Source organism: Alishewanella tabrizica, from assembly GCF_014652375.1.
Lineage (GTDB): Bacteria > Pseudomonadota > Gammaproteobacteria > Enterobacterales > Alteromonadaceae > Alishewanella > Alishewanella tabrizica.
In genome coordinates this window covers 234540-257782 of the sequence record NZ_BMYR01000007.1, presented here as the reverse complement: position 1 = coordinate 257782, position 23243 = coordinate 234540, and the positions used below count along the sequence as shown (strand labels likewise).

Genomic DNA, 23243 nt, shown 5'->3' with positions numbered 1-23243 from the left:
GGTGGTGAATTTCAACAGCACCTTAGGTCGTATCCAACCTGCCTTTGGTACTGCTCTGACTAATGCACAGGGTGAAGCGAGTATTCGTTTAACAGCCGGTACTATTGAAGGTGCTGGTACGCTGACAGCGCGTTACCAGGGTGTGGAGCAGACGATCAGCTTTGCGACTAAAGGTGATGAAGTTGTTAGCCAGTATCGTCTAACGCTGGAAATGAGAGATGGTAGTGGTAACTTATCCAGAAATGTGAGTAAAGATAATCAGGGTGAGTTAAGGGCCGTTTTAAGTTTTGATGGTATTGTGTTGTCGAACCAGTTAATTACTTTTGAATTAGCGAATGAGGTTGGTGAACTCATTCCATCAATTGGTACTGCTCGTACAGATGACAATGGTTTAGCCGTTATCAGATTATTTGCTGGCGCTGTTCCTGGAGCCGGTATGGTTACAGCAACTTATGAAGCAGCTGACGAAACGGTTGTGTCACTGGCCTTTGTGTTTGAATCTGCTGGCGATCAATCAGCAGAAACGATTATCACTGCACAAATTGTTGACAATGTTATTGACAATAACGAAGTGAGAGATGTAAGTAATGCTAATCCACGTAAGGTTAAAGTTGACCTGACACAAGGTGGTGTAGCCGCAGCTTTTAAACTGGTGAATGTACAGGCACGCTTTGCTGGTTTAATCAACCCGACTAGTGGTAGGGCGATGACAGACTTAAATGGCGTTGCTTATGTAGATCTACTTACTGGGAATGTTCCAGGCGCGGGTGAAGTGATTGCTTCCTTTACAACTGATGCAGGTGTTGTATTGTCAAGTGATCCCTTTGCTTTCCAGAATGCTGGCGATACGCCACCCCTTGGTACATCACCTGATTTTAGTATTGACTTGAGATTAATTTCTACTGCTACAAACAATGAAACCAGTGAAGTAAGTGCAAGTAGTCCTGGCCAAATTGTTGCCACAATTCGTGATAAAGATGGATTGCTTGTAGTGGGTGAAGTTGTAAGTTTCTCAACGACATTGGGAAGTTTACGGCCTTCTGTGGGTACTGCCTTAACTAACAATTTAGGTGAGGCACGTATCATGTTGGCCGCAGGCACTGCTGAGGGTGCTGGCAATATCACTGCACAATTTGAAGGTGTATCTGAATCAATCGGTTTCTATACTCGCGGTGATGAAATTGATCCAAACCAGCTAAATGCGGCGATTAATTTCCGGTTGTTAACAAACTGTCCAGCTGATTTCAGAACACTCCGAAACCCAGCGTTATGTACTGAAACGACAAGTATTTCTGCGGAACAGCCAGGTATTCTGTTTATTGAGGTAACCCGTCAGGGTTCTAATACACCAATTGAACAAACTCTTGTCTCTGCGGTTACAACGCTTGGTGCAATCAGCCCGAGAACAGGTACCGCTATTACCGATAACAACGGTATTGCGTTATTAGATTTGGTTGCCGGTCGCGATGTTGGTGCTGGTGAGGTTACCGTTACCGCTGTTAATGCAAGTAGAACCAAAGCCTTTGAAATCGGCGCAGTAGATGTGGAAATCGTGGTGAGTTCTAGTCTGGCGGCTAATCAAACGCTTTCTGCAGGGTCAACGGCTTTGATTAGCGTCGATATTACGCGCAATGGTGCTCCATATATGCCACCGCTAGGAGTAGAGTTTACTTCTGGCTGTGTCCAAGCCGGTTTAGCCGTGATTGACGAAGCGGTTACCAGTATTGGTGGTATCGCACGTTCTACTTACCGTGCAGCAGGCTGCGTCGGCTCAGATTTGATCACCGCTACGGTAATCACAGGTGGCAACACCGTGAGTGGATCAGTAACTGTCGATGTATCTGAAGCCGCGTTGGGTTCAATTGAATTCCTCGATGTTTCAGCACCCGTTATCGCACTAAAAGGGACCGGTGGTGCAAACCGCACTGAAACCTCTATTGTTAGATTCCGACTGGTTGATGCAAATGGTAATCCTGTATCTGGCAGAGACGTTGAGTTTAGTTTGAGCACGAGTGTTGGTGGTATTGAGCTGGCGCAAGCTGCTGGCTTTACCAATATAGATGGTATTGTGCAGACTATTGTTCGTTCTGGCCTTGTACCAACACCAATTCGGGTTATTGCCCGCAGTGAACAATCTGTGTCGGGTACCACTGTTGTGGTAACAGCGCCTTCTGACGTGTTATCAGTCAGCACCGGTTTGGCTGATCAAAATAGCTTCTCGTTGTCTCGTTCAGCCTTTAACGTACATGGATTAGGTGTAGATGGTAATGAAGTTGATGTAACCGTATTTTTGGCAGATCACTTTAATAATCCGGTACCAGATGGTACGGCAGTCAACTTTATTGCAGAAGGTGGATCGATTCAGCCTAGTTGTGTAACAGAGAATGGACGCTGTGCTGTAAAATGGCGTAGTCAAAATCCTAGACCTTTTACTGCTGAAAGTTATGCCAATAGCATACTTGCCAAATGTGATGGTGGACGGCCATGTCCACTTGGTATCGTACAAAATGATCTGTCAATTGATCGGCCTTTAGGTGGCAGAGCAACTATAACTGCTTATGCCGTTGGTCAGGAATCATTCTCTGATCTCAATGGTAATGGACGTTTTGATTTAGGTGAGTTCTATGCAGCGTATGACTTAACGGAGGCCTTTACTGATCATAACGAGGATGGCGTTTATGGTGGTAAGAGCTGTGCTGATGCCTCGAATCCTTGTGATCCAGCTAATTCCGAGGGCGATGAATTTGAAGAGTTTATTGATTTTAATAGCAATAACACTTTCGATGTCGCTAACGGGTTATACAATGGTTTGCTGTGTCGTGAAGAAGATGCTGCGGCTGGATTATGTTCACGTGATTTGCTGCATATTTTCCAAAACCAAGAAATAATAATGTCAGGTGATGAGGCTTATTTCCGGTTAGTTACTTATGCTGCAGATTGTTCAGCCATTCCAGGTATAACAGCTAGAACTGTCCGTGTTAATAGCGATAACACAAGTCCGGAAGTCCTTGAGGTGCAGAACGACAACAATAGTCGTAAGATGTGTGAAGTTACTGCTATTGATCTTAATTCTGGCACTGGCGCGGCTAATGCTTCACTAAGATTGTTTATAGCGGATATCTATAACAATCCTATGCCAGTTGGCACTGAAGTTGAGATCAGTGTAGATAACGGTGTCCTGGTAGGCTCAAGCGGTTTTGTATTCCCGAATACAACTAGCCGTGTACCTGCTAGCGTGTTTTTTGCTGTAACACGAGAGCCAGCCGGTCAGGGCAATGAGAAGTTTGACGGTTTTCTGTCAATTAGTGTGACAAGCCCATCTGGTTTAGTAAGTTCATTATCTGTACCAGTAACAGATGATCGCTAATTAACTGCATACCTTTCGGAGCAAATAAAAAACCCCTAATATACTTAGGGGTTTTTCTTTTAATGCGTGAAACGCTTTTTAGCGCGTAAATAATGATGTAATTGCTTATCGTTGAAACGAATAAACCGAACCTAATTTTAAAATTTGTGTTAGCTCATCTAAAGCAGTGCGGCTTTCTTGTAGTAACAATGGATCAGCCAGATCTGCTTCGCTTAATCTGTCACGATAGTGTTTATTCACCCAAGCATTAAGCGTTGCAAACAATGTTTCGCTCATCAACACCGCTGGATTAACCGCTGCCCGTTCTTGCTCATTCAGTACTACACGTAAGCGTAAACATGCGGGGCCTCCACCGTTTTGCATACTCTGTTTTACATCAAAATATTTTACGGCTTTGATCGGCGTATTCTGTTGGCATAACTCGGTTAAGTAGCGATACACCCCTTGATGCTCTTGGCATTCTGTTGGTGCAATAATAACCATTTGGCCATCGGGTAAATTAATCAGTTGCGTATTAAATAAATACGTTTTGATAGCATCCGCGACAGAAACTTGCTGATTGCTCACTTCAATAAAGTGTAAAGGCGATGATTCACTAAACTTACGCTGAATTTCTTGCAGGCCTTGCTGTTTATTTAAAAACGCCTCTTCGTGGAAAAAGAGGACATTTCTATTACCTACGGCGATAACATCGTTATGAAAAACACCTTGATCGATCACCGCCGGATTTTGTTGCAAAAAGACCGTGTTGGCCTCCGTTAATCCATGTAGGCGAGCTACCGCTTGGCTAGCTTCTAAGGTTTGACGTGCTGGAAAACGCTGCGGTGCCACTTTGCTGCTATCAAACGCGTAACGGCCATATACAAACAGTTCGACCCCACTTGTTGCATAATCGCTGCACAATCTTGTGTGGTTAGCGGCACCTTCATCGCCAAAATGATCATTGTCAGGTAGGTGTTGATGATGTTTAAAGTGTGCATTGTCAGCAAACATCGCTTGTAAAATTCTACCGGTGGTAATGGGTTCAAGTGAGCGATGAAACTTGTTGGTGAGATTCGCTGGCGTAAAATGGACTTTACCATCCGCAGTATCCGCACTGGGCGATACGGTTGCTGCGTTGGCGGTCCACATACTGGAAGCAGAACATACTGCGCGATAAATCTCCGGCGCTTGCTGTGCTGCCTGCTGCATAACCTGTGCATCTGAACCAGTAAAGCCCAAACGCCGTAAGGCATTTACATCAGGGCGTTCTTGCGGTGCGAGAACACCTTGTACCATACCAAGATCGTGCAGGGCTTTCATTTTTTGCAAACCCTGCAAAGCAGCTTGCTTGGGGCTTGAGTAATTGCGGGCGTTATTGAGCGAGGCAACATTGCCTAACGATAATCCAGCATAATTGTGTGTTGGGCCGACTAGCCCATCAAAATTGGCTTCATAAGCTTGCATTGTTTGATCCTTTATCTGATGCGGCACTGTTTTTGTTATTTTTCCGGCCGCGAGATGTTATGCTTCATTTTTTTAAATAGTGATTGGCCTAACTCAACAAAAAAGCTGACCAAAAAGCATAATAATCAAGTTAGGCACTTGTCACAACAGCGGTTTGCGGATATACGTTTAAAAAGGGCGTCAACCTGACGACGCTGGATTAAAGGATTTTTGGGTTAAAAATGGCAAAATCACTGGTAATAGTCGAATCACCGGCAAAAGCAAAAACCATCAACAAATATCTGGGTAATGACTTTGTGGTCAAATCCAGTGTTGGGCATATCCGTGATCTGCCGACAAGCAGCACGAAAGACAAACCCAAAACAGCGGATAAAACGTTAAGTAAAGCAGAGAAAGAATACCAAGCGTTAGTCGATCGTATGGGGATCGATCCGGCCAACGGCTGGAAAGCACGCTACGAAGTGTTACCCGGTAAAGAAAAAGTAGTCAAAGAGCTAAAAGCGCTCGCAGAAAAAGCGGATACGGTTTATCTCGCAACGGACTTAGACCGCGAAGGGGAGGCCATTGCATGGCACCTACGTGAAATTATTGGCGGCGAAGAGTCCAAATTTAAACGCGTGGTGTTTAACGAAATTACAAAGAATGCCATCACGCAAGCTTTTCATGAACCCGGTAAACTGAATTTAGATCAGGTAGACGCACAGCAAGCTCGTCGCTTTTTAGATCGTGTTGTTGGTTTTATGGTATCGCCTTTGCTTTGGAAGAAAGTAGCCCGTGGCTTGTCAGCTGGCCGAGTACAATCGGTTGCGGTACGCTTAGTGGTAGAGCGTGAGCGTGAAATTAAAGCCTTTGTACCAGAAGAATACTGGACTATTGATGCCGATACGTTAACGGCGTCGAAGCAGGCATTGCAATTAGCTGTGCACAAGCATTTGGGTAAAGCTTTTAGCCCAGTCAACAAAGCGCAAGCAGATAGCGCATTAACAGCGCTAAAGTCAGCAACCTATCAGGTTATCGAGCGTGAGGATAAACCTAGCAGTAGCAAGCCTCAAGCACCTTTTATTACCTCTACGCTGCAGCAAGCTGCTAGTACACGTTTAGGGTATGGTGTTAAGAAAACTATGATGTTGGCACAGCGATTATATGAAGCTGGGCACATTACCTATATGCGAACCGACTCTACCAATTTAAGTGCTGAGGCGGTTGCAAATTGTCGTGAATATATCAGTAAAAAATTTGGTAAAGCGTACTTGCCTGCAGAGCCGATTAGCTATGGCAGCAAAGCAAACGCACAAGAGGCGCACGAAGCGGTTAGGCCATCAGAGGTCAACGTACTGGCTTCAGATTTAGGCGATATGGAAGCCGACGCGCGTAAATTGTATGAGCTTATTTGGCGCCAGTTTGTAGCCTGCCAAATGCCACCTGCGCTATATGATGTCACCAATATTACGGTATCTGCAGCCGATTTTGAATTAAAAGCTAAAGGCAGAGTATTACGCTTTGAGGGTTGGACAAAAGTACAGCCAGCAATAAAACGGAAAGGCGACGAAGAAAACGAGTTGCCGGATGTAAAAGCGGGTGAAACATTAACGCTATCCGATTTAACGGCCGCACAACATTTTACTAAACCACCAGCCCGTTTTAGTGAAGCCAGCTTAGTAAAAGAGCTGGAAAAACGCGGTATTGGTCGCCCTTCCACCTACGCAGCTATTACCTCTACGATTCAAGAACGTGGGTATGTTAGGGTGGAAAATAAGCGCTTTTATGCAGAGAAAATGGGCGAAATTGTAACCGATCGTTTGGTGGAGAACTTTGACGATTTGATGAGTTACGATTTTACTGCAAACATGGAATTGAAACTTGATGATATCGCTAAAGGCCAGCTAAGTTGGCGCAAAGAGCTTGACCAGTTTTATCAAGGATTTAGCGGCAAATTAAAAGCGGCAGAGCAAGAGCCTGAACACGGCGGCATGCGGATAAACCAGTTTGTACTAACAGACATTGCGTGCCCTACGTGTGGCCGACAAATGGGGATTAGAACCGCATCTACTGGGGTTTTCCTTGGGTGTTCTGGTTATAATCTTCCGCCAAAAGAGCGTTGCACCACTACATTAAATTTAGTGTCTGGTGAAGAAGCAGTTAATGTTGCTGATGAAGAACTGGAAACCGAAGTGTTGCGTCATAAAAAGCGTTGCACTAAATGCGGTACCGCTATGGACAGCTACCTAATAGATGAACACCGGAAATTGCACGTGTGTGGCAATAATCCAGAATGCGATGGCTATTCCGTTGAAGAAGGGAGTTTTAAGTTAAAAGGGTACGAAGGTCCAGAAATTGAGTGCGATAAGTGTGGTGCACAAATGCAGCTTAAATCTGGCCGCTTTGGTAAGTATTTTGGGTGTACAAACAGCGAGTGCAAAAACACGCGTAAACTGTTACGCAGTGGAGAAGCTGCGCCACCAAAAGAAGATCCGGTACATTTAACCGATTTAAAGTGTGAAAAATCGGATACCTATTTTGTATTGCGTGATGGCGCGGCAGGATTGTTTTTAGCCGCAGCAACTTTCCCTAAATCGCGTGAAACGAGGGCTCCGCTGGTAAGTGAGTTAAAACGTTATCGCGATCAGTTATCGCCAAAGTTTTACTATTTGGCTGATGCGCCAGTAAAAGATCAGGCTGGCAATCCAAGCATAGTGCGTTGGAGTCGTAAAACGAAGCAGCAGTATGTGATGACTGAGCAAGAAGGTAAGGCGACAGGCTGGTCTGCCTGGTATGAAGCCGGACGTTGGGTCGTTACAGAGAAATAACCATTAAGCGGGTATGAACATCTTGAGCGGGTAGGGAATCTTATGTCTTTGCCCGCTACCACTTACGCTTGGGTGCAAACAGATCGTCGATGTCTTTATTATCTTTTTCGCCACGTTTTTCAACGTCGCGCGCATTACCCTGCTTTAATTCTAAGGTTATCTCTTCTAACGCGGTGCGTGTTTCAGATAAGCGATTATTTATGTAGTCGTTTTGATGATTGGTATTGCTCAAATAATTAAGGGCTTTCTCAAAATATTGTCTGGCAGAGCCCAGCATATTACTGGCACGCGCATTTTTGCCGCGTTTTACTTGGCTTTCAACATTAATGCGTAACTGCAGCAAATCGAGGCGGCGATCTTCGTCAATAACCAATTGTGTGTCCACATTACCCCTGGCATGTTCTGCACGCAACATCGTTCTAAGCTTTTTAATGCCTTTGATCATCGCGATCAGTTGCTGATCGTTATCGGGCAAGGTGGGATTTTCGGGGCTTGATGCAGGCGTTTTAGCCAGTTCGGCTACGCGTTTTTCGGTATCGTCTAGGCGCTGTTTTAAGTCTCTCATGCCAGGTTCCAGTTCTACCATAGCCTTAAGTAAATAAACCAGACGGCGTAGCAGCATTAAGGATAATCCAACGGAAAGCGGAACATTCGCAGCATTCACCAGAATTTCTTCAGTTTCTTCAAGCGCATGACGCAATTTGGTAAATTCAGCGCGCTTCAGTGCCTGCATTCTATCGCGATGCTGCTGAACGACATTAACTGTGATGGCAATAATCACCAATGCTATAACCAGCGTGATGATTAGGGGTAAGACCATTTATACCTCTGTATTAGGTTGTGCTTGCTGCATAGTAATCGGAAAGCCAAACAATTCAAAATAAACTCGCATTTAACCCAACCGCAGCGAGTATAAGTGTTGCTGCGTCAAGTTATCGGCTTTTTACTTCGTGAGACTAGCAAAATTCGCACCATAATCCACCTGTTTTTTGTTTGCGAAGGCAGACTAAAAGCTAAACCGAAGAATCAAAAAAAAGTGATAAGATAAATAGCTATTGGAATATTTGATAACTCCGGTATATTTGCTGGTAAAGCAACAAGGACTTCGATGAATGAAATTACAGCAGCTGCGCTATATTGTGGAAGTAATGAATCACAATCTTAATGTGTCGTCTACAGCGGAGAGCTTGTATACCTCGCAACCCGGAATCAGCAAGCAAGTACGGATGTTAGAAGATGAATTAGGGATTCAGGTGTTTGGCCGCAGCGGCAAACATTTGACGCATGTCACTCCCGCCGGGCGTGAAGTGATCGAAATTGCGCAGCAAATTTTAGCAAAAGTAGAAAATATCAAGGCAATCGCTAAAGAGCATACGTTACCTGATCAAGGTAAACTCAATATCGCGACGACCCATACTCAAGCCCGCTATGCATTACCGCCAGTGATCAGTACCTTTATGCAAAAGTTTCCAAAAGTGTCTTTGCATATGCACCAAGGTACGCCTCAGCAAATTTCAGAAGCCGCTTCGCGTGGCGATGCCGATTTTGCTATCGCTACAGAAGCGCTGCATTTATACAGTGATTTAGTAATGCTCCCTTGTTATCACTGGAATCGCAGTATCATTGTGCGTAAAGATCATCCTTTAGCGCAATTGACGCAGCAGGTACAGGTTGAAGATGTTGCCCGTTTCCCTATCGTCACCTATGTGTTTGGCTTTACTGGGCGCTCGGAACTAGACAGGGCGTTTGCCGCTAAAAATTTAGAGCCGCATATTGTCTTTACTGCAACGGATGCTGACGTTATTAAAACGTATGTGCGGTTAGGCTTGGGCGTTGGTGTTATTGCTTCTATGGCAATTGATCCTGTACTAGACAGCGATTTAGTGATGATTGATGCTGGGCATTTATTTGAGGCCTCAACTACCAAGATTGGTTATCGTAAAGGAGCCTTTTTACGCACTTACATGTATGAGTTTATTGAGCGTTTTGCTCCACATTTAACACGAGATGTGGTTGAGAAAGCGAATGCACTGCGCAGTCAAGAAGAAGTTGATCGTATGTTCAGTAAGTTCGAGTTGCCTAGCCGCTAACCCAACTGAAAATGTTGCTGCAAAATGGCCTGGGTAAAACCACTTTTTAAATAAAAACCGCGTGGTAGGGTTTGTATGGGTTCACCATTAATACCTACTGCGCGAGTTAAAGCCTTACTATCAGCAGCTTTGGGGCGCAATTGTAGCACCTTGCCATGCGCACCACGGATTTTCGCAATACCTCCCAAACTAATCAGTTCCATTAGTTCTTCCCAGTCTTGCCGCAGTAGAGCCTGTTGTTCACTGTCGGGTTGCCAAAGAAAACCTTGCCCAATAATGCGATCTTTTAACGGCAATTTACGTTCGGCCAAAATAGGCAACCACAAAACATGACTAAGCTTGCGGCATACCCAAGAGTCCTCCCACTGCTGGCCTGTTATCCCAATGAGTGGTGCAGTACACACATAGGTACTTTCTAAGGGTTTACCCTGCTGGCTGATAGGAAGGGTTTTTAATTCAATTCCCAGCTCAGGAAAGTCGGGTAAAGCCTGAGAACCAGCACTCGCGCCCAAAGCCTGTTCCATTAGTTGTCCTACCCAACCTTTATCTTTGAGTAAATTATCGGGTACAGGTAAGGCTAACTCGGCCGCTAATTGCCCTAGAGTAAGGCCTGCAATACGTTGGCAAGCAAGTAATAACTCAGCAGAAGTGTGCGGTTTAAACTCAGAGGCGGTTTGCATAGTGCCAAACTTAAACAAAGACAGATATTACCCTAGCATTTTTTTTATGAATTGACTGCTTAAAAACGCAGCAAACCGACTTATGCACATAAGTTTTTACGGTGTTTTGTCATTGGCAAACAATTAATACTATGAAATATATAATAAAATTCTATCCTATTCTATTAGGGTTGTTCATGAATAAAAAGTTATTCAGTGATTAACTCATGCTTAATAACAGCTTTATGCACAGAGCCTGTGAAGAAGTGCACATTCGTTTGTTGATTTGCTGCTCATCTGTGGATAAGTTGTGGGTGGGAGATAAAAAATACCGTTTGCTGAGAGCACAACTTTGTGAAAGAATCCTTAACATAGCTGAATTTGAGTCGCTTGAGGTTTGTGTGATCGATGCCGAGGGTTTCCGACCCAACGTCGGCATAGTGATTTGTAACACCCATGGACAGGTGTTTTGGGCGAAAAGATATGGCCAACATTCCTGGCAATATCCACAGGGCGGCATTGATGACGGTGAAACACCGGAAGAAGCCATGTTTCGTGAATTACACGAAGAAGTCGGTTTAAGACCTGAAGATGTGGAAATTATAGCCACAACCAAACATTGGTTACGCTATAAATTGCCAAAAAGGCTGATCCGCAAAGATAGTAACCCTGTGTGTATTGGGCAGAAGCAGAAGTGGTTTTTACTGCGGCTGACCTGTCGGGAAGAGGATGTTAATCTGGCGAAAACCAGTCATCCGGAATTTGATAGCTGGCGTTGGGTTAGTTATTGGTATCCGGTTAGACAGGTGGTTTCTTTTAAACGAGAAGTCTATCGCAAGGTTATGAAAGAATTCGCTCCGGTCGCTTTGCCGTTTGTCCGCCGGGACATGACGAATAAACGTAAAATATAACAATATGGCCTAATAGCCGAACTTGCCTTGTGGTGAGTTCGGCTATTAGGCAAGTATGGCTGACGAATTGTGAGGGAATAACTATGCTGGGTCAGTTAAGGCGTATTGTTCAGGATGTGGCACAAGAGCCGATACTTAACAAAGCTCTATCTGGCCTGGTGTCGAGTGTCAAAGAAGCCTTGGCTACTGAATGTTGTTCGGTATACCTTGCCGATTACACTAAACAGCACTTCACGTTAATGGCAACGGATGGGCTCAATCAAGATGCGGTTGGCCAAGTGGCCATCGGTTTTTCTGAGGGGCTCATTGGCTGGGTCGGGCAGCGTGAAGAACCCATCAATCTGGCCCAAGCCCACTTACATCCTCGGTTTAAAGTTACACCTGAAGTGAGCGAAGATAATTTCTCCGCTTTCTTGGGTTGTCCTATCATTCATCATCGTAAAGTGCTCGGTGTCCTAACTATCCAACAATCTGCTGAGCGGGTGTTTAATGAAGATGAAGAATCCTTCTTAGTTACACTTGGGGTGCAATTAGCCTCGGTGTTAGCGAATGCCGAAATGCGTGATGCCGCGAGTCGCAGCACCGCTAGCGTAGCTCAAGCTACCCAGTTACAAGGTTTGCCTGGTGCGCCTGGCATCGCTATTGGCGAAGCGTATGTTACAGAACCTGCCAGCGACTTTGATGCAATATCGTTAAAACGAGCGGATGATCCCGACAAAGAATTAGCACTGTTTTATCGTGCCGTAAAAATGACAAAGGCCGAATTTAACCGTTTAGCCGAACGCATGTCGAATCATTTACCGGCCGATGCCTTAGCCATTTTCGATGTATATCATCAGCTCCTTGATGCAGCGAGTCTGGGGCGTGAGATTGAAGAACAAATAGCAGATGGCTGGTGTGCTAAAAGTGCCTTAAAACGCGTAGTAGAGCGTTTTGCGCGACAATTCGATGATATGGACGATCCTTATTTGCGCGAGCGCGGTTTAGACATCCGCGATCTTGGACAACGGGTATTAAACCACTTATTAGAAACTGAGCAACGGCGTGCAAAATTACCGCAAAAAGTGGTGTTAGTCGCCGATGAAGTTACCGCCTCTATGTTGGCTGAAGTGCCTCGTGAGCAATTAATTGCCGTTGTATCGTTACGCGGCTCGGTGAATTCGCATGCGGCGATTATGGCCAGAGCGTTGGGTATTCCTGCCGTAATGGGAGTAAGCGAATTACCCCTCTTACATTGGCATGAACAACGGGTTATCGTCGATGGTTATCAGGGGCATATTCTATTATCGCCATCGGATACGATTTGTGCGGAATACCAACGTTTAATTCATGAAGATGTGGCGTTAAATGCCCGCTATCAACAAGAGATCGGTCTACCGTCGCAATCAAAGTGTGGCGAGCGCTTTAAGTTTATGGTGAACTCTGGCTTAGCTATAGAGTTAGAATATACCAATGCACAGTATACGGATGGTGTAGGGCTTTACCGTACTGAATTCCCTTTTATTATTCGAAGCCAATTTCCAACTGAGCAAGAACAAATTGAGCTCTATCAAAAGGTGCTGGCCAGTTATCCGGCGAAGACAGTCGTAATGCGCACCTTGGACGTAGGCGGTGATAAAGCCTTACCTTATTTCAGTATTATTGAAGAGAATCCGTTTCTTGGCTGGCGTGGGATCCGTTTAACATTGGATCATCCAGAGATATTTTTAGTACAAATTCGTGCGATGGTAAAAGCGAATATTGAGCATCAAAATTTGCACATTTTGCTCCCCATGGTGTCTGATTTGGCGGAAGTGGATGAAGCCATTCGCCTAATTAGACAAGCTTGTTTTGAAGTCAGCGATGAATTGGGTGTAAGTTTACCTAAGCCAAAAATTGGCGTGATGATTGAAGTTCCTTCCGTGTTATACCTATTACCAGAACTCGCCGCAAAAGTAGATTTTTGTTCGGTAGGCACTAACGATTTAACGCAATATTTGTTGGCGGTCGATCGTAACAATGCGCGGGTAGCTAACTTATATGATGCCCTGCATCCGGCGGTATTGCGTGCACTGTTCCAACTTGGGCAACAAGCGCAGGCACTTAAATTTCCCATCAGTATTTGTGGTGAGCTAGGCGGTGAGCCGGCGGGTGTATTACTGCTTGCCGCAATGGGATTTCGCCGTTTTAGTATGAATAGCAGCAATTTGGCGCGAATCAAATGGTTATTGCGTCGGGTTGAACTGGCCGATTTAGCCTTATTGTTGCCTGAAGTCCTCTGTTGTCATTCGCCTAAGCAAGTTCGATTGCAAGTGCAACGTTTTTTAGAGCAAAAGCAATTATTAACCCAATTACGAGCCTAAGTATAGTGCCAAACTAGGGTGGATAACGCTGATTTCTGCATTGTATTATGGTTTTCTTTCTCTTGGGCTACTGCTAAAAGCAGAGCGCCACGCCTGTTATTAACGTAAAATAGTGTGGATAATAGCGATAACGCTATAACAACATTGATGAAGAAAGGATGTATATGATGAGTTCCCCCATACCTTTTCCCAACATCGATCCTGTGATGTTAGATTTAGGGCTGGTTAAAATTCACTGGTACGGCATGATGTATCTTGTGGCTTTTGGTTTAGCGTATTGGCTGGCTAATCGCGCGGCTGCAAAGCCCGGTTCCGGCTGGACCGCTGAGCAAGTCAGTGATTTACTTTTTTATGGGTTTTTAGGTGTCATCTTAGGTGGCCGTATCGGTTATATTTTGTTTTACAATTTTTCGCAGGTGTTACAGGAACCCAGTTATCTTTTTCGGGTATGGGAAGGCGGCATGTCGTTTCACGGCGGATTAATTGGCGTGTTATTGGCCTTAGCGTTTTTTGCAAAAAAATACCAAAAAGCTTACCTCGTTATAGGTGATTTTGTGGCGCCGTTGGTGCCACTTGGCTTAGCCGCCGGACGTATCGGTAATTTCATTAACGGTGAATTATGGGGGCGTCCTACAGATGTACCTTGGGCAATGGTCTTCCCTTCTGGGGGGGCTATTGGCCGTCATCCCTCTCAGTTGTATCACGTTGCCCTAGAAGGCATTTTGTTATTTGTGGTGATTATGCTGGTGCGCCGGTTACGCCCGGTAACGGGTGTCATTAGCGGTGTCTTTTTAATGGGATACGGTATTGCACGTTTTACGGTAGAGTTTTTCCGTGAACCTGATGCTCATCTTGGCGTGTTGTCTATGGGTATGACCATGGGACAATGGTTGTGCATGCCGATGATTCTAGCCGGGTTCGCCTTAATTGTCTTCGCCATCTCGCACAAGGCTAAACATGGGGTAAGAGCATGAAGCAGTATATAAACCTTTGCCAGCGTATTGTTGAAGAAGGGGTATGGGTAAACAATGCTCGAACCGGAACGCGGTGTTTAACCGTCATTAATGCCGATCTTGAGTACGATGTGGCAGGCAATCAGTTTCCTTTACTGACAACGCGCAAAAGTTATTTCAAACCGGCTATTGCTGAACTGTTGGGGTATTTACGTGGTTATGATAATGCAGCACAATTTCGTGCCATAGGCTGCAATACATGGAATGCCAATGCCAATGATAATCTCGCGTGGCTGAATAATCCTCATCGCAAAGGCGAGGATGATCTTGGTCGCGTATACGGTGTACAAGGTCGTGCTTGGCAAAAGCCCGATGGCAGTAAATTGGATCAACTCCAGAAGCTGGTGACTAACCTAAGCAAAGGGATTGATGATCGTGGCGAAATTTTGACGTTTTATAATCCCGGTGAATTTGAGCTGGGCTGTTTACGTCCTTGTATGCACACGCACACGTTCAGTTTACTGGGCGATACCTTGCATTTGACGTCTTATCAGCGTAGTTGCGATGTGCCGCTAGGCCTTAATTTTAATCAGGTGCAATGCTTTGTGTTATTAGCGCTGATCGCACAAATTACGGGGCACAAGGCCGGTAAGGTGTATCACAAGATTGCTAATGCCCATATTTACGAAAATCAATTAGCCCTGATGAAAGAACAGCTAACACGTACGCCATTTCCTTCACCTAAGTTGCATATCAATCCACGCATTACGTCGTTGGCAGATATAGAGACTTGGGTCACTGTAGACGATTTTTCGGTAGAAGGGTACCAGCACCATCCGGCGATTAACTACCCCTTTAGTGTTTAGTATTCAGTTCGATACGATGAGTACTTTGTGTAAAGTGCTCAGTTTTCAGTTTTCAGTTTTCAGTGCTCAGTGTTCAGTGCTCTGAGTTCAGTGCTTTAAGTTTTGTGCTTCGGGTTCAGTACTTTGACTTTAGTGCTTTGTGCTAAGGACTTCGTTCCTAGTACTGAGCCCTTAGCGCCTTGTGCTAAAACGAAGCGGGTTTGTAAAACACGTCGAGTTCTTCTAAACCACAGCTTACCTCTCCCTTTTATATAAGATACACGCCATTTTTTATTTTTGGCGTGCTTTTTGCTTCGTGGATAGATAGCCCCGGTATTCGCCAAAAAAAATGTGCTGGTTTCACGGCATAGTTAAACTCAAGGGGGCGCTAACAACCAAAATGAGGTGGTTATGAAAGAGGTAATGCCGTTTGGGTTAGCGGCGCTGATGATCACATTGCTTGGCAGTTGTGCTCAAAAAAACTCACCCGAGCCTACGGTGTCGTTACCCGTTCGGCAAGTTTCTGCCGTAGGGTTAAGCCCGCAGCCTTTGGGCTTTTATACTCAGCGCTTAGCACAGCAGCTTTTTATCGACGCCGTGAAAGATCAGCAATTACAACAACGTCAGCTTGCCGTCAGCAGTTTTCTGCCAATTGGCGCCTTAACACTGCAGCAGCGTAGTGAACAAGAAGTTGAATTGGCTAACCAATTAGCCGACAGTATGTTGACTGAAGCCGTGCAGCGTGGTTTTTCTGCAGTAGATATTCGGTTACGGCAAGAGGTTGTGTTATATGCTGATCACGAGCAAGGATTTAGCCGGCAGCTTGCAGATATAAGGCAAAACCATCGAGCAAGTGCTTTGTTAAGTGGTACTTACAGCGTGCAAGAAGACGGCTACGTTGTGAATGTGCGGCTAATTGATATTGATAGCCAACAAGTTCTTGCCGCGGCAACGGATTACATCCCTGATAATGTGATGTGGGGGGCTGAAAAAATGCGCAAACGCGGAAAGTATTTATATCGCAGCGATCGAATTGGAGAGCGGCCATGAAAGTAGTGTTATATAGTTCAGTCATGTTATTGGGTTTAACCGCTTGTGTGCAGCCGATCGCTCAAGCACCTAGAGTGGTGCCAGAGAATACGGTGACTATGCGCGGTGAATTAGCCCGCGAACAGCGTATTAACGAGCAACAGGCGTTTTTACCCGCTTCCCTTCCGCAGCAGTATCGACAGACACCGTTGGTTACTTTGGATCACTATGCACGTAACCTTGTGCATGAGTTAATGGTTAACCATCATCGAGTAGAAGAGCAGGCTATGGTTGCTGTTACAGATATCGCCTTTATTGATACCGATTTACAACAGGGTACGGTATTCAGTAACCACTTAAGTGAAGCCATAATTTATGATTTACATTTGTTTGGCGTACCCGTACTCGATTATAAAGTCACTGATTATATTCGTGTAACAGAGAAAGGCGATTTTGTATTAAGCCGTGATTTTAGTGAGCTTTCGGCAGAGTTACCGATAAAGTATGTTGTTACGGGCACGGCGACGGCGCATCAATCAGGGGTTATGGTGAATGCCCGCCTGATTCAAATTGATACCAAGCGGGTGATCTCAGCAGCCAGAACGTTTGTCCCAACTGCAGTGTACAAGGCCATTTTACAACAACACAGTGATGCAAGCCTGAAACTAAAGCAGGGCTAAGACAAAAGAATATTAAAGAAAATCTCATCGCGGTCGAAATAGAGCTATGATAACTAGGGCATGCCCTATGGCTATAATCGTTTTAAGGAGACCGCCATGATAAGAAAACACTTAGTTCTGCTGGGGTTAGCAGGGCTGTTGGCTGGATGTTATAGCTATCACAGGGTAGAAGAAGGCGTAAGTCGTTGTGATAGCCAAGGGCGCTGTAGCAGTGAAGTGCGTCGTCATACTCATGATATTGTTCGTCAAGACACCGTGACACCCCTACCAACACAACAAGCTATTCCTGCTGGCAGAATGACAGGCTGGGAAGTGCCTCATCAGTACGTTACGAGCTTGCAATCGAATAAACAACTAAACGATTACGTGGCGCAAATGGCCATGCAATTGGTAGAAACCTTTCATTATTTTCCATCAAGCTCACGTGTTGCGGTAGCCTCTTTTGTCAATTTAGACAGCGAGCTTAATACCACAAACATCATTGGTAATCAGTTAGCAGAAGCCTTTATTCATCAGTTCCAGCAATTTGGGATCAATGTTGTTGATTTTAAAACAACCCGCGATATTCAGGTGACTGCCAATGGTGACTTTGTGTTCACCCGAAATCATATGCAATTAGATGCGATGCAACAAATTGATTATGTGTTATCGGGTACGATGGTATTTGTACCAAGAGGTATTATGATTAACGCACGAGTGATTAATTTCCATACCAAAGTGGTTGCTGCCAGCTCACAGCAGCTTATTCCTCACTTTGTGATAAGTTCTATCTACCCAGGGATCGTTCGTTAAGGTTTACGGTTTACGTACACCACAGTACCAACGAAGATAGCACTTACGCAGACATTACCACGTCAAAAGACAAATAATTCACCGATTTTGCCCATTGGCTAACTCGGTGAATTCTGTGCAAGCGCATTGTTATTCCTGCGATTTTTGTAAGCTTAAACTCGCATCCGCATCCGCATCCTGCTTTTGGCTGGGCTGGCTAATATGCTCTGCTAAAAGCTTCCGATATTTAGCTACACCAATTTTAGGGCAGCATACACTCCACAACTTATGTAGGTATAGTTCTGTAGTGTCATTTGTGGTATCAAAAAGAGAAATTCTCTTTAGGCCGGATCAGATAAATGTAGACTCAAACTAAGGCTAAAGCTTGATATTAAACGGTTTTTCTAGGAAGTTCAGACCATTTAAGACCGAGATGTACTGTCTTATGGCTGCCCCAACAGGAATCGAACCTGTAATTGCCCCTTAGGAGGGGGCCGTTATATCCATTTAACTATAGGGCAATGGTTTACACTGATAACAATCGGCGTATTACTGATGTTAAACGCGAACAGCTAAAGTCTATCAGAGTCAGTGGGCTATGTGAACTCTGTGCCGACGTTATCGTCGGCAAGCTGTCGCTCTCAGGGGTAACGCGTTTATGTATCCCGTTATCGACCTAGTAAGGTCACGATGTCCCCTGGTTGTATATGATTTAACAGCTGCAACGAAGGTGACGCTGCCCAAGCGCCTTCGGGGGTCAGATCGGTGATGGTAAGTTGTAGTGGGCTATCAAGTAAACGACGGATCTCAGGATGCTGGGGATCACGTTGTATTTGAATAAGCCGGATTTGATCGCCTACTTTTAAGCCATGCACCGCGCCAAGGTTAAATTGGATTTGTTGCTGCTTGACTTGGCGAATTTGACCCAATAGCGGCTGACATGCAGTTTGTTGCTCTATATCTAGGGCAACGGTACGAAGCAGTTGATCAATTTTTTGTCCATAAGGCATGCGCCAAAATGCCATGCTATGGCTTGAAGGCGTGCTATTTTCATCCGGCCATTGACTACTGGTACGATATTCTTGTTGAAAACGTACGCGTCTTTCATAGGTATCATACAGTTGAACATCGATGGAGAAAAAACGCTCGCGAACACGATTTTGCCAAAATTTACTGGTTTTTTCACCTAACGATAAATCGTTAATGGTGGCGAGCAAAATAAACTGCTGACCTTGGCCAAAAAACTGTTCTGCAGCTGCTGCAGTTAAGTGTTCAGGATGCAGGGTTTCGGGTAGGTTTTGTATTAAGAGGTTAGGGCTAAAATCTTTCAAATGACTTAATAATTGACGGCTACTGTGTTCACCTAACTGAAAAAGCTGACCATAAATGGCGTCTTGTCTGGCATGCAGGTAGATAGGACTTACCAAGAGTGAATTACGAACCTGCTGTTGGCAGCTACTAGCGGTTGGCAAAATATGGGCTTTTAAGGTAATAAACACTTGTTGGTTGCTGTGCGTCTCAGATAAAAGTTGTACTTGTTTTAATTCTCCTGAGCTGCTTAAGGTAACTTGATGATGTTGCAAGATACCTTGGATCACCTGCTGTTGGCTCTCTAACCGAGCGCCTGCGAATAATGTGGCGCGTTGTAAAGCATCTTCAATAGCGGCTTGGCGCGCGCTATTGATATCACCTCGCTCAATAGTTGCCTGACCTGTCGCTTCATACCAGTTCGCAGATGCCATACCAGAATGCAGCACACTGACAATGCTAATCAATAACCACGTGCACACAATTTTTTTCATACGATGCCAATTTATTAAGTTAGTTATCCAACTTTGCGCTACGGTCTTGCGCCACGGTAAACAAGGTGTTTACGTTAGTACGCAAGGCAGTCTTGTTGCGTTAATGCGACCAAACTGTATATAGACGCTGTGTATAGAGGAGCTGTCGAATCTGCTTTAAGACAATCACTGTTAACGAAGCAAGTAGTGTGCCGAAAAATAATATATATGGTGTTTTTGCTGCTGGGCAAAAATAGGCCAACGTTAAGCAAGGTGTCTACGCTGGTGTTGCTTGCTGGCGTGGTTTTTGCTTGTAACTACTTGTCATTGACGAAGCGTTATCACCCGCGTTTGGGCACGTTATGTATAGTGTGTTCTCTTCAGCGCGGAACGTATCGCGATCGGATTGGTTTATCCTGTTATTTCACGCTAGGCTAGGAATGTAGGTAATGTTTATGAAAAATCTTGGTATTGCCATGTTACTCAGTGGTTTTTTAGCCAGCTGTAGCCAATTTACAGAACGGCACATTGAATATCAGCAAGAAACGCCCGTTAGTTTTCCGGTAATCACGGCGCTAGGTGTTGCGCCTATCTCGGCGCAGCAAGGCAATAATGATACCCAACGCATGTTATTAGCGATGCGTGCCTCAAAGCTTGAAGCGTATCGTGAATTGGCCGAACGGGTGTATGGTCAAAGAATTGACAGCCAGAATACCCTGCATGCGATGGTGGCACAAAATGATGTGCTGGAAGCATCGGTACAAGGCGTTATTCGAGGTGCAAGAGTGGTGAAAAGTTATGCAGTGGAAGATACTTATGTTACCGAGTTAGAGCTAGATTTTGCTGAAGTATATGCTACCTTGAAGAACATCCAGCCAAAACAGAGTATTCGTAGTGTGCGTTATCTCTTATAAACACCGACTCACATTACAACGAAATTTAGGCTTTTACACCGCTGCCTTTATTGTCAACAGCAGGCTTACCTTTATTCGTATAGGTAAGTCCTGACTTTCCTTTAGACGCCAGTAATTCATTCTTTAAACGATCTAAAGTGAGTTGGCTATGTTCCAGAACATGTTGATTAACTTGAGTTTGGGATTTGCAGGCATCTAATAACGAATCTAATGCTATGACCTGGCTAGTAAACCAATCCATTTTAACGTGGTTTTCAAGATCGGGTTGCTGACTAATTGCAACATCAATATCGGTGATTTGACTAAGTAATTGTGCTTTTTGTTGAGTGAGTTCATCTAATACATCGATATCTCGGCTCGAAAGCACGTTTAGCTCTTGTTGTAATAACAACAAAAGCGCATTGAGCTGCGCTTGTTGTTGGTTAAGCAAGGTGAGGAGGGGGTGTTCAGCGGTTGTCATTTACGCTCGAATAAATCGCCTTCAAATTGCATAATGCGTTTAGCTAGCATTTCAACGTTAATTTTGTATTTACCGTCGGCAATGGCTTGCTTAATTTTATCAACCTTTTCCTGGTCAATACCGCTGCTGTTTGTTGCTTTTTCCTGCAGCTTAGAAAATTGTTGTGCTTGCGGCGTGATCGACACTGAATCTTGCTTTTGCGCAGCCTGATTCATCGCACTTTGTTGCACAGTTGCTTGTTGACGTTGGACAACTTGCCCAGCGTTTTGGTCTGCTTTTACCTGCGTAGAATTCTGCAAGTTATTAATATTAATCGCCATAATAGAACCTCATCACCTAAACCTTAGTCCTTATGTTTAAGTTAACGGCTGCGCCTGAAAAAACTTTAGCATTTAATTCTAAAATTTTACTTTAACCTGATTTACACCAACAACCTCAGTTTGAACATTTCTACCAGACTGTTGGTTTTTCACGGTTACAACATCGCCAAAAGTACCATCTTGCTGGGCAATCCCTGTGGCACTGACTGATAAACCACTATGATTGATTTGTATTGTAACAATATCGCCACGGCATACAAGACAAAGATCATTTAAGTTTATAATTTGGCCAACACTAAAGCTGCGTTTATTTTTACTACCAATAATCGTCGTTGGATCTTGTACAAAATTGCCGCGAACCAGACGACGTTCTCGACGCTGCGTAGACAGCATATCGGCGGTAATCACCGTTCCTGGCGTGATATTTTGTTGTATCACCAATAGTTCTAACCATTGTGTCATTCTCACAGGTAAAAAAAGTTGCCAGCTAGTGGGGGAGAGACAACTTATTTGCACCGTTGTTTGTCTGGTGTTGCTGTTACTGGGTAAGCTAAATGTGAGTGCTGTATCGCATTCTTTTTGGCCAATACGATGATCTAATGGCGTGATCTGTATTTCAGTATCCGGATCGTCCGAGTTATTAAGCTCAATCTCTAACCAGGTTTTTGCCAGGTGAGTGAGCTCTTCGGCAGTATAAAGCTGTGATGAGGTTGCAACGGGAACGGCATGGGCGTTTGCAGCTGTGAGCGTGAGCGCTGCAAAGAGCAAACCGCTAAACAAGATAATATTTTCGTACTTTTTCATAGGGTTTGGCTATGCTTTACGGGTAAAGGGTTATAACATGCTTGCATGATTGTTTAACGCCGTTTTTCTGACACTTGCTTGATAGTATGCAAATACCACGCCGAGCGGTGCATTAAAGGAGTTGCCGATGTCCAGTATTTTAGATTCTGTCAATCAACGAACCCAGCTGGTCGGGCAAAATAGGCTCGAGCTCCTGTTGTTTAAGTTAGCAGGCCGGCAACGTTATGGCATAAACGTGTTTAAAGTTCGCGAAGTGCTGCAATGTCCTCGTTTAACGGCTATGCCAAAACGGAATAAGTTTGTACGGGGTATTGCCCATATTCGGGGGCAAACTATTTCGGTCATTGATTTAAGTTTGGCCACTGGCGGCCGGCCCATTGCTGATTTAGACACGGCTTTTATTATTATTGCTGAATATAATCGTTCTGTTCAGGGTTTCTTAGTGAGCTCAGTAGAGCGCATAATTAACATGAACTGGGAAGCGATTATGCCACCGCCAAAAGGCACTAGTGGTAAACAAAGCTATCTAACCGCAGTGACTGAAATTGATAAAGAGCTGGTTGAAATTCTTGATGTAGAAAAAATTCTAGAAGAAATTTCGCCTTCACCCACTATGATTCATGATGAAAGCGTTACGAAAAGTATCACGGCAGATTTAGGCGGCAGGATTATTTTAATTGCCGACGATTCTGCAGTAGCGCGTAATCAGGTTAAGCGTTCTTTAGATCCTTTGGGTGTGCAAATGCATTTAGTAAATAATGGCCGTGAGGCCCTTAACTACTTACAGCAATTAAGTAAAGAATGCCAAGTATCGATAACTGAAAAGGTCGGCTTACTGATCTCAGACATTGAAATGCCCGACATGGACGGTTATACCTTAACGGCCGAGGTAAAAGCTGATCCTAAATTACGTCCACTTCATGTCATACTGCATACGTCATTGAGTGGGGTATTTAATCAGCAAATGGTACAAAAGGTGGGCGCTGAAGATTTTATCGCCAAATTTAATCCTGATGAACTGGCGCAGTCCGTTCAAAAGTGGTTACACAAAGACTAATTGCTAA

19 protein-coding genes and 1 tRNA gene are annotated in these 23243 nt (G+C 44.5%); 12 read left to right on the top strand and 8 right to left on the bottom strand.

Annotation, left to right across the window (positions count from 1 at the left end):
• Position 1: 1 nt before the first annotated feature.
• Positions 2-3367, top strand: a complete 3366-nt coding sequence (locus tag IE070_RS10050; protein ID WP_444541862.1) for an Ig-like domain-containing protein — start codon at positions 2-4, stop codon at positions 3365-3367.
• Between the two features lie 105 nt (positions 3368-3472).
• Here the strand turns inward: IE070_RS10050 and astB are convergent, their stop codons facing one another.
• Positions 3473-4813 carry an N-succinylarginine dihydrolase gene (gene astB, locus IE070_RS10045; protein ID WP_189483024.1) on the bottom strand — a complete coding sequence of 447 codons (1341 nt, stop codon included), beginning with the start codon at positions 4811-4813 and terminating at the stop codon, positions 3473-3475.
• 221 nt (positions 4814-5034) lie between these two features.
• Here astB and topA point away from each other — a divergent pair, with 221 nt between their 5' ends.
• Positions 5035-7620 (top strand): type I DNA topoisomerase, encoded by a 2586-nt coding sequence (topA, locus tag IE070_RS10040; RefSeq protein ID WP_189483022.1) that lies wholly within the window; start codon positions 5035-5037, stop codon positions 7618-7620.
• A 55-nt stretch (positions 7621-7675) separates the two neighbouring features.
• Here the strand turns inward: topA and IE070_RS10035 are convergent, their stop codons facing one another.
• The gene (locus IE070_RS10035) at positions 7676-8440 is read right to left on the bottom strand and encodes a hypothetical protein (protein ID WP_189483020.1); all 765 of its coding nucleotides are present in this window, start codon (positions 8438-8440) and stop codon (positions 7676-7678) included.
• A gap of 292 nt (positions 8441-8732) precedes the next feature.
• On the opposite strand from IE070_RS10035, the gene cysB reads away from it, so the two are divergent.
• The gene (cysB, locus tag IE070_RS10030; RefSeq protein WP_189483018.1) at positions 8733-9710 is read left to right on the top strand and encodes an HTH-type transcriptional regulator CysB; all 978 of its coding nucleotides are present in this window, start codon (positions 8733-8735) and stop codon (positions 9708-9710) included.
• Here cysB and mutH read toward each other — a convergent pair.
• Entirely contained in the window at positions 9707-10390 is a 684-nt protein-coding gene (gene mutH, locus IE070_RS10025; protein ID WP_189483016.1) for a DNA mismatch repair endonuclease MutH, read from the bottom strand. The genes cysB and mutH overlap by 4 nt on opposite strands.
• Before the next feature lie 380 nt (positions 10391-10770).
• Here mutH and rppH point away from each other — a divergent pair, with 380 nt between their 5' ends.
• The 7 genes from rppH (at position 10771) to IE070_RS09990 (ending at position 17921) form a co-directional block, all read left to right on the top strand.
• Positions 10771-11280 (top strand): RNA pyrophosphohydrolase, encoded by a 510-nt coding sequence (gene rppH / locus IE070_RS10020; protein ID WP_189483059.1) that lies wholly within the window; start codon positions 10771-10773, stop codon positions 11278-11280.
• Positions 11281-11363: 83 nt separating this feature from the next.
• A complete protein-coding gene (gene ptsP / locus IE070_RS10015) occupies positions 11364-13622 on the top strand; it encodes a phosphoenolpyruvate--protein phosphotransferase (RefSeq protein ID WP_189483014.1) in 2259 nt (752 codons plus the stop codon).
• 164 nt (positions 13623-13786) lie between these two features.
• Complete coding sequence (gene lgt / locus IE070_RS10010; protein ID WP_373296956.1) at positions 13787-14596, top strand: prolipoprotein diacylglyceryl transferase; 810 nt, start codon at positions 13787-13789, stop codon at positions 14594-14596.
• Positions 14593-15441 carry a thymidylate synthase gene (locus IE070_RS10005; RefSeq protein WP_189483012.1) on the top strand — a complete coding sequence of 283 codons (849 nt, stop codon included), beginning with the start codon at positions 14593-14595 and terminating at the stop codon, positions 15439-15441. Before lgt ends, IE070_RS10005 begins: the two co-directional genes overlap by 4 nt.
• A gap of 390 nt (positions 15442-15831) precedes the next feature.
• A complete protein-coding gene (locus IE070_RS10000) occupies positions 15832-16470 on the top strand; it encodes a FlgO family outer membrane protein (RefSeq protein WP_229797016.1) in 639 nt (212 codons plus the stop codon).
• Complete coding sequence (locus tag IE070_RS09995) at positions 16467-17129, top strand: FlgO family outer membrane protein (RefSeq protein WP_189483010.1); 663 nt, start codon at positions 16467-16469, stop codon at positions 17127-17129. Before IE070_RS10000 ends, IE070_RS09995 begins: the two co-directional genes overlap by 4 nt.
• Before the next feature lie 96 nt (positions 17130-17225).
• On the top strand, positions 17226-17921 hold the full coding sequence (locus IE070_RS09990) for a FlgO family outer membrane protein (RefSeq protein ID WP_189483008.1): 696 nt from the start codon (positions 17226-17228) through the stop codon (positions 17919-17921).
• A gap of 425 nt (positions 17922-18346) precedes the next feature.
• On the opposite strand, the gene IE070_RS09985 is transcribed toward IE070_RS09990, so the two are convergent.
• Positions 18347-18421, bottom strand: a tRNA-Arg gene (locus tag IE070_RS09985).
• A gap of 147 nt (positions 18422-18568) precedes the next feature.
• A complete protein-coding gene (locus IE070_RS09980) occupies positions 18569-19702 on the bottom strand; it encodes a flagellar assembly protein T N-terminal domain-containing protein (protein WP_189483006.1) in 1134 nt (377 codons plus the stop codon).
• Positions 19703-20136: 434 nt separating this feature from the next.
• Between IE070_RS09980 and IE070_RS09975 the strand changes: the two genes are divergently transcribed.
• The gene (locus IE070_RS09975) at positions 20137-20595 is read left to right on the top strand and encodes an LPP20 family lipoprotein (protein WP_189483054.1); all 459 of its coding nucleotides are present in this window, start codon (positions 20137-20139) and stop codon (positions 20593-20595) included.
• A gap of 25 nt (positions 20596-20620) precedes the next feature.
• Here IE070_RS09975 and flgN read toward each other — a convergent pair whose 3' ends face one another.
• The 3 genes from flgN to flgA all read right to left on the bottom strand — a co-directional run bounded on the left by flgN (position 20621) and on the right by flgA (position 22179).
• Positions 20621-21055, bottom strand: a complete 435-nt coding sequence (gene flgN / locus IE070_RS09970; RefSeq protein ID WP_189483004.1) for a flagellar export chaperone FlgN — start codon at positions 21053-21055, stop codon at positions 20621-20623.
• Entirely contained in the window at positions 21052-21375 is a 324-nt protein-coding gene (gene flgM / locus IE070_RS09965) for a flagellar biosynthesis anti-sigma factor FlgM (RefSeq protein WP_189483002.1), read from the bottom strand. Before flgM ends, flgN begins: the two co-directional genes overlap by 4 nt.
• Positions 21376-21453: 78 nt before the next feature.
• Positions 21454-22179: a flagellar basal body P-ring formation chaperone FlgA gene (gene flgA, locus IE070_RS09960; protein WP_189483000.1), complete on the bottom strand. Its 726-nt coding sequence runs from the start codon at positions 22177-22179 to the stop codon at positions 21454-21456.
• Positions 22180-22306: 127 nt separating this feature from the next.
• Here flgA and IE070_RS09955 point away from each other — a divergent pair, with 127 nt between their 5' ends.
• Positions 22307-23236 carry a chemotaxis protein CheV gene (locus IE070_RS09955; protein WP_189482998.1) on the top strand — a complete coding sequence of 310 codons (930 nt, stop codon included), beginning with the start codon at positions 22307-22309 and terminating at the stop codon, positions 23234-23236.
• Positions 23237-23243 lie beyond the last annotated feature (7 nt).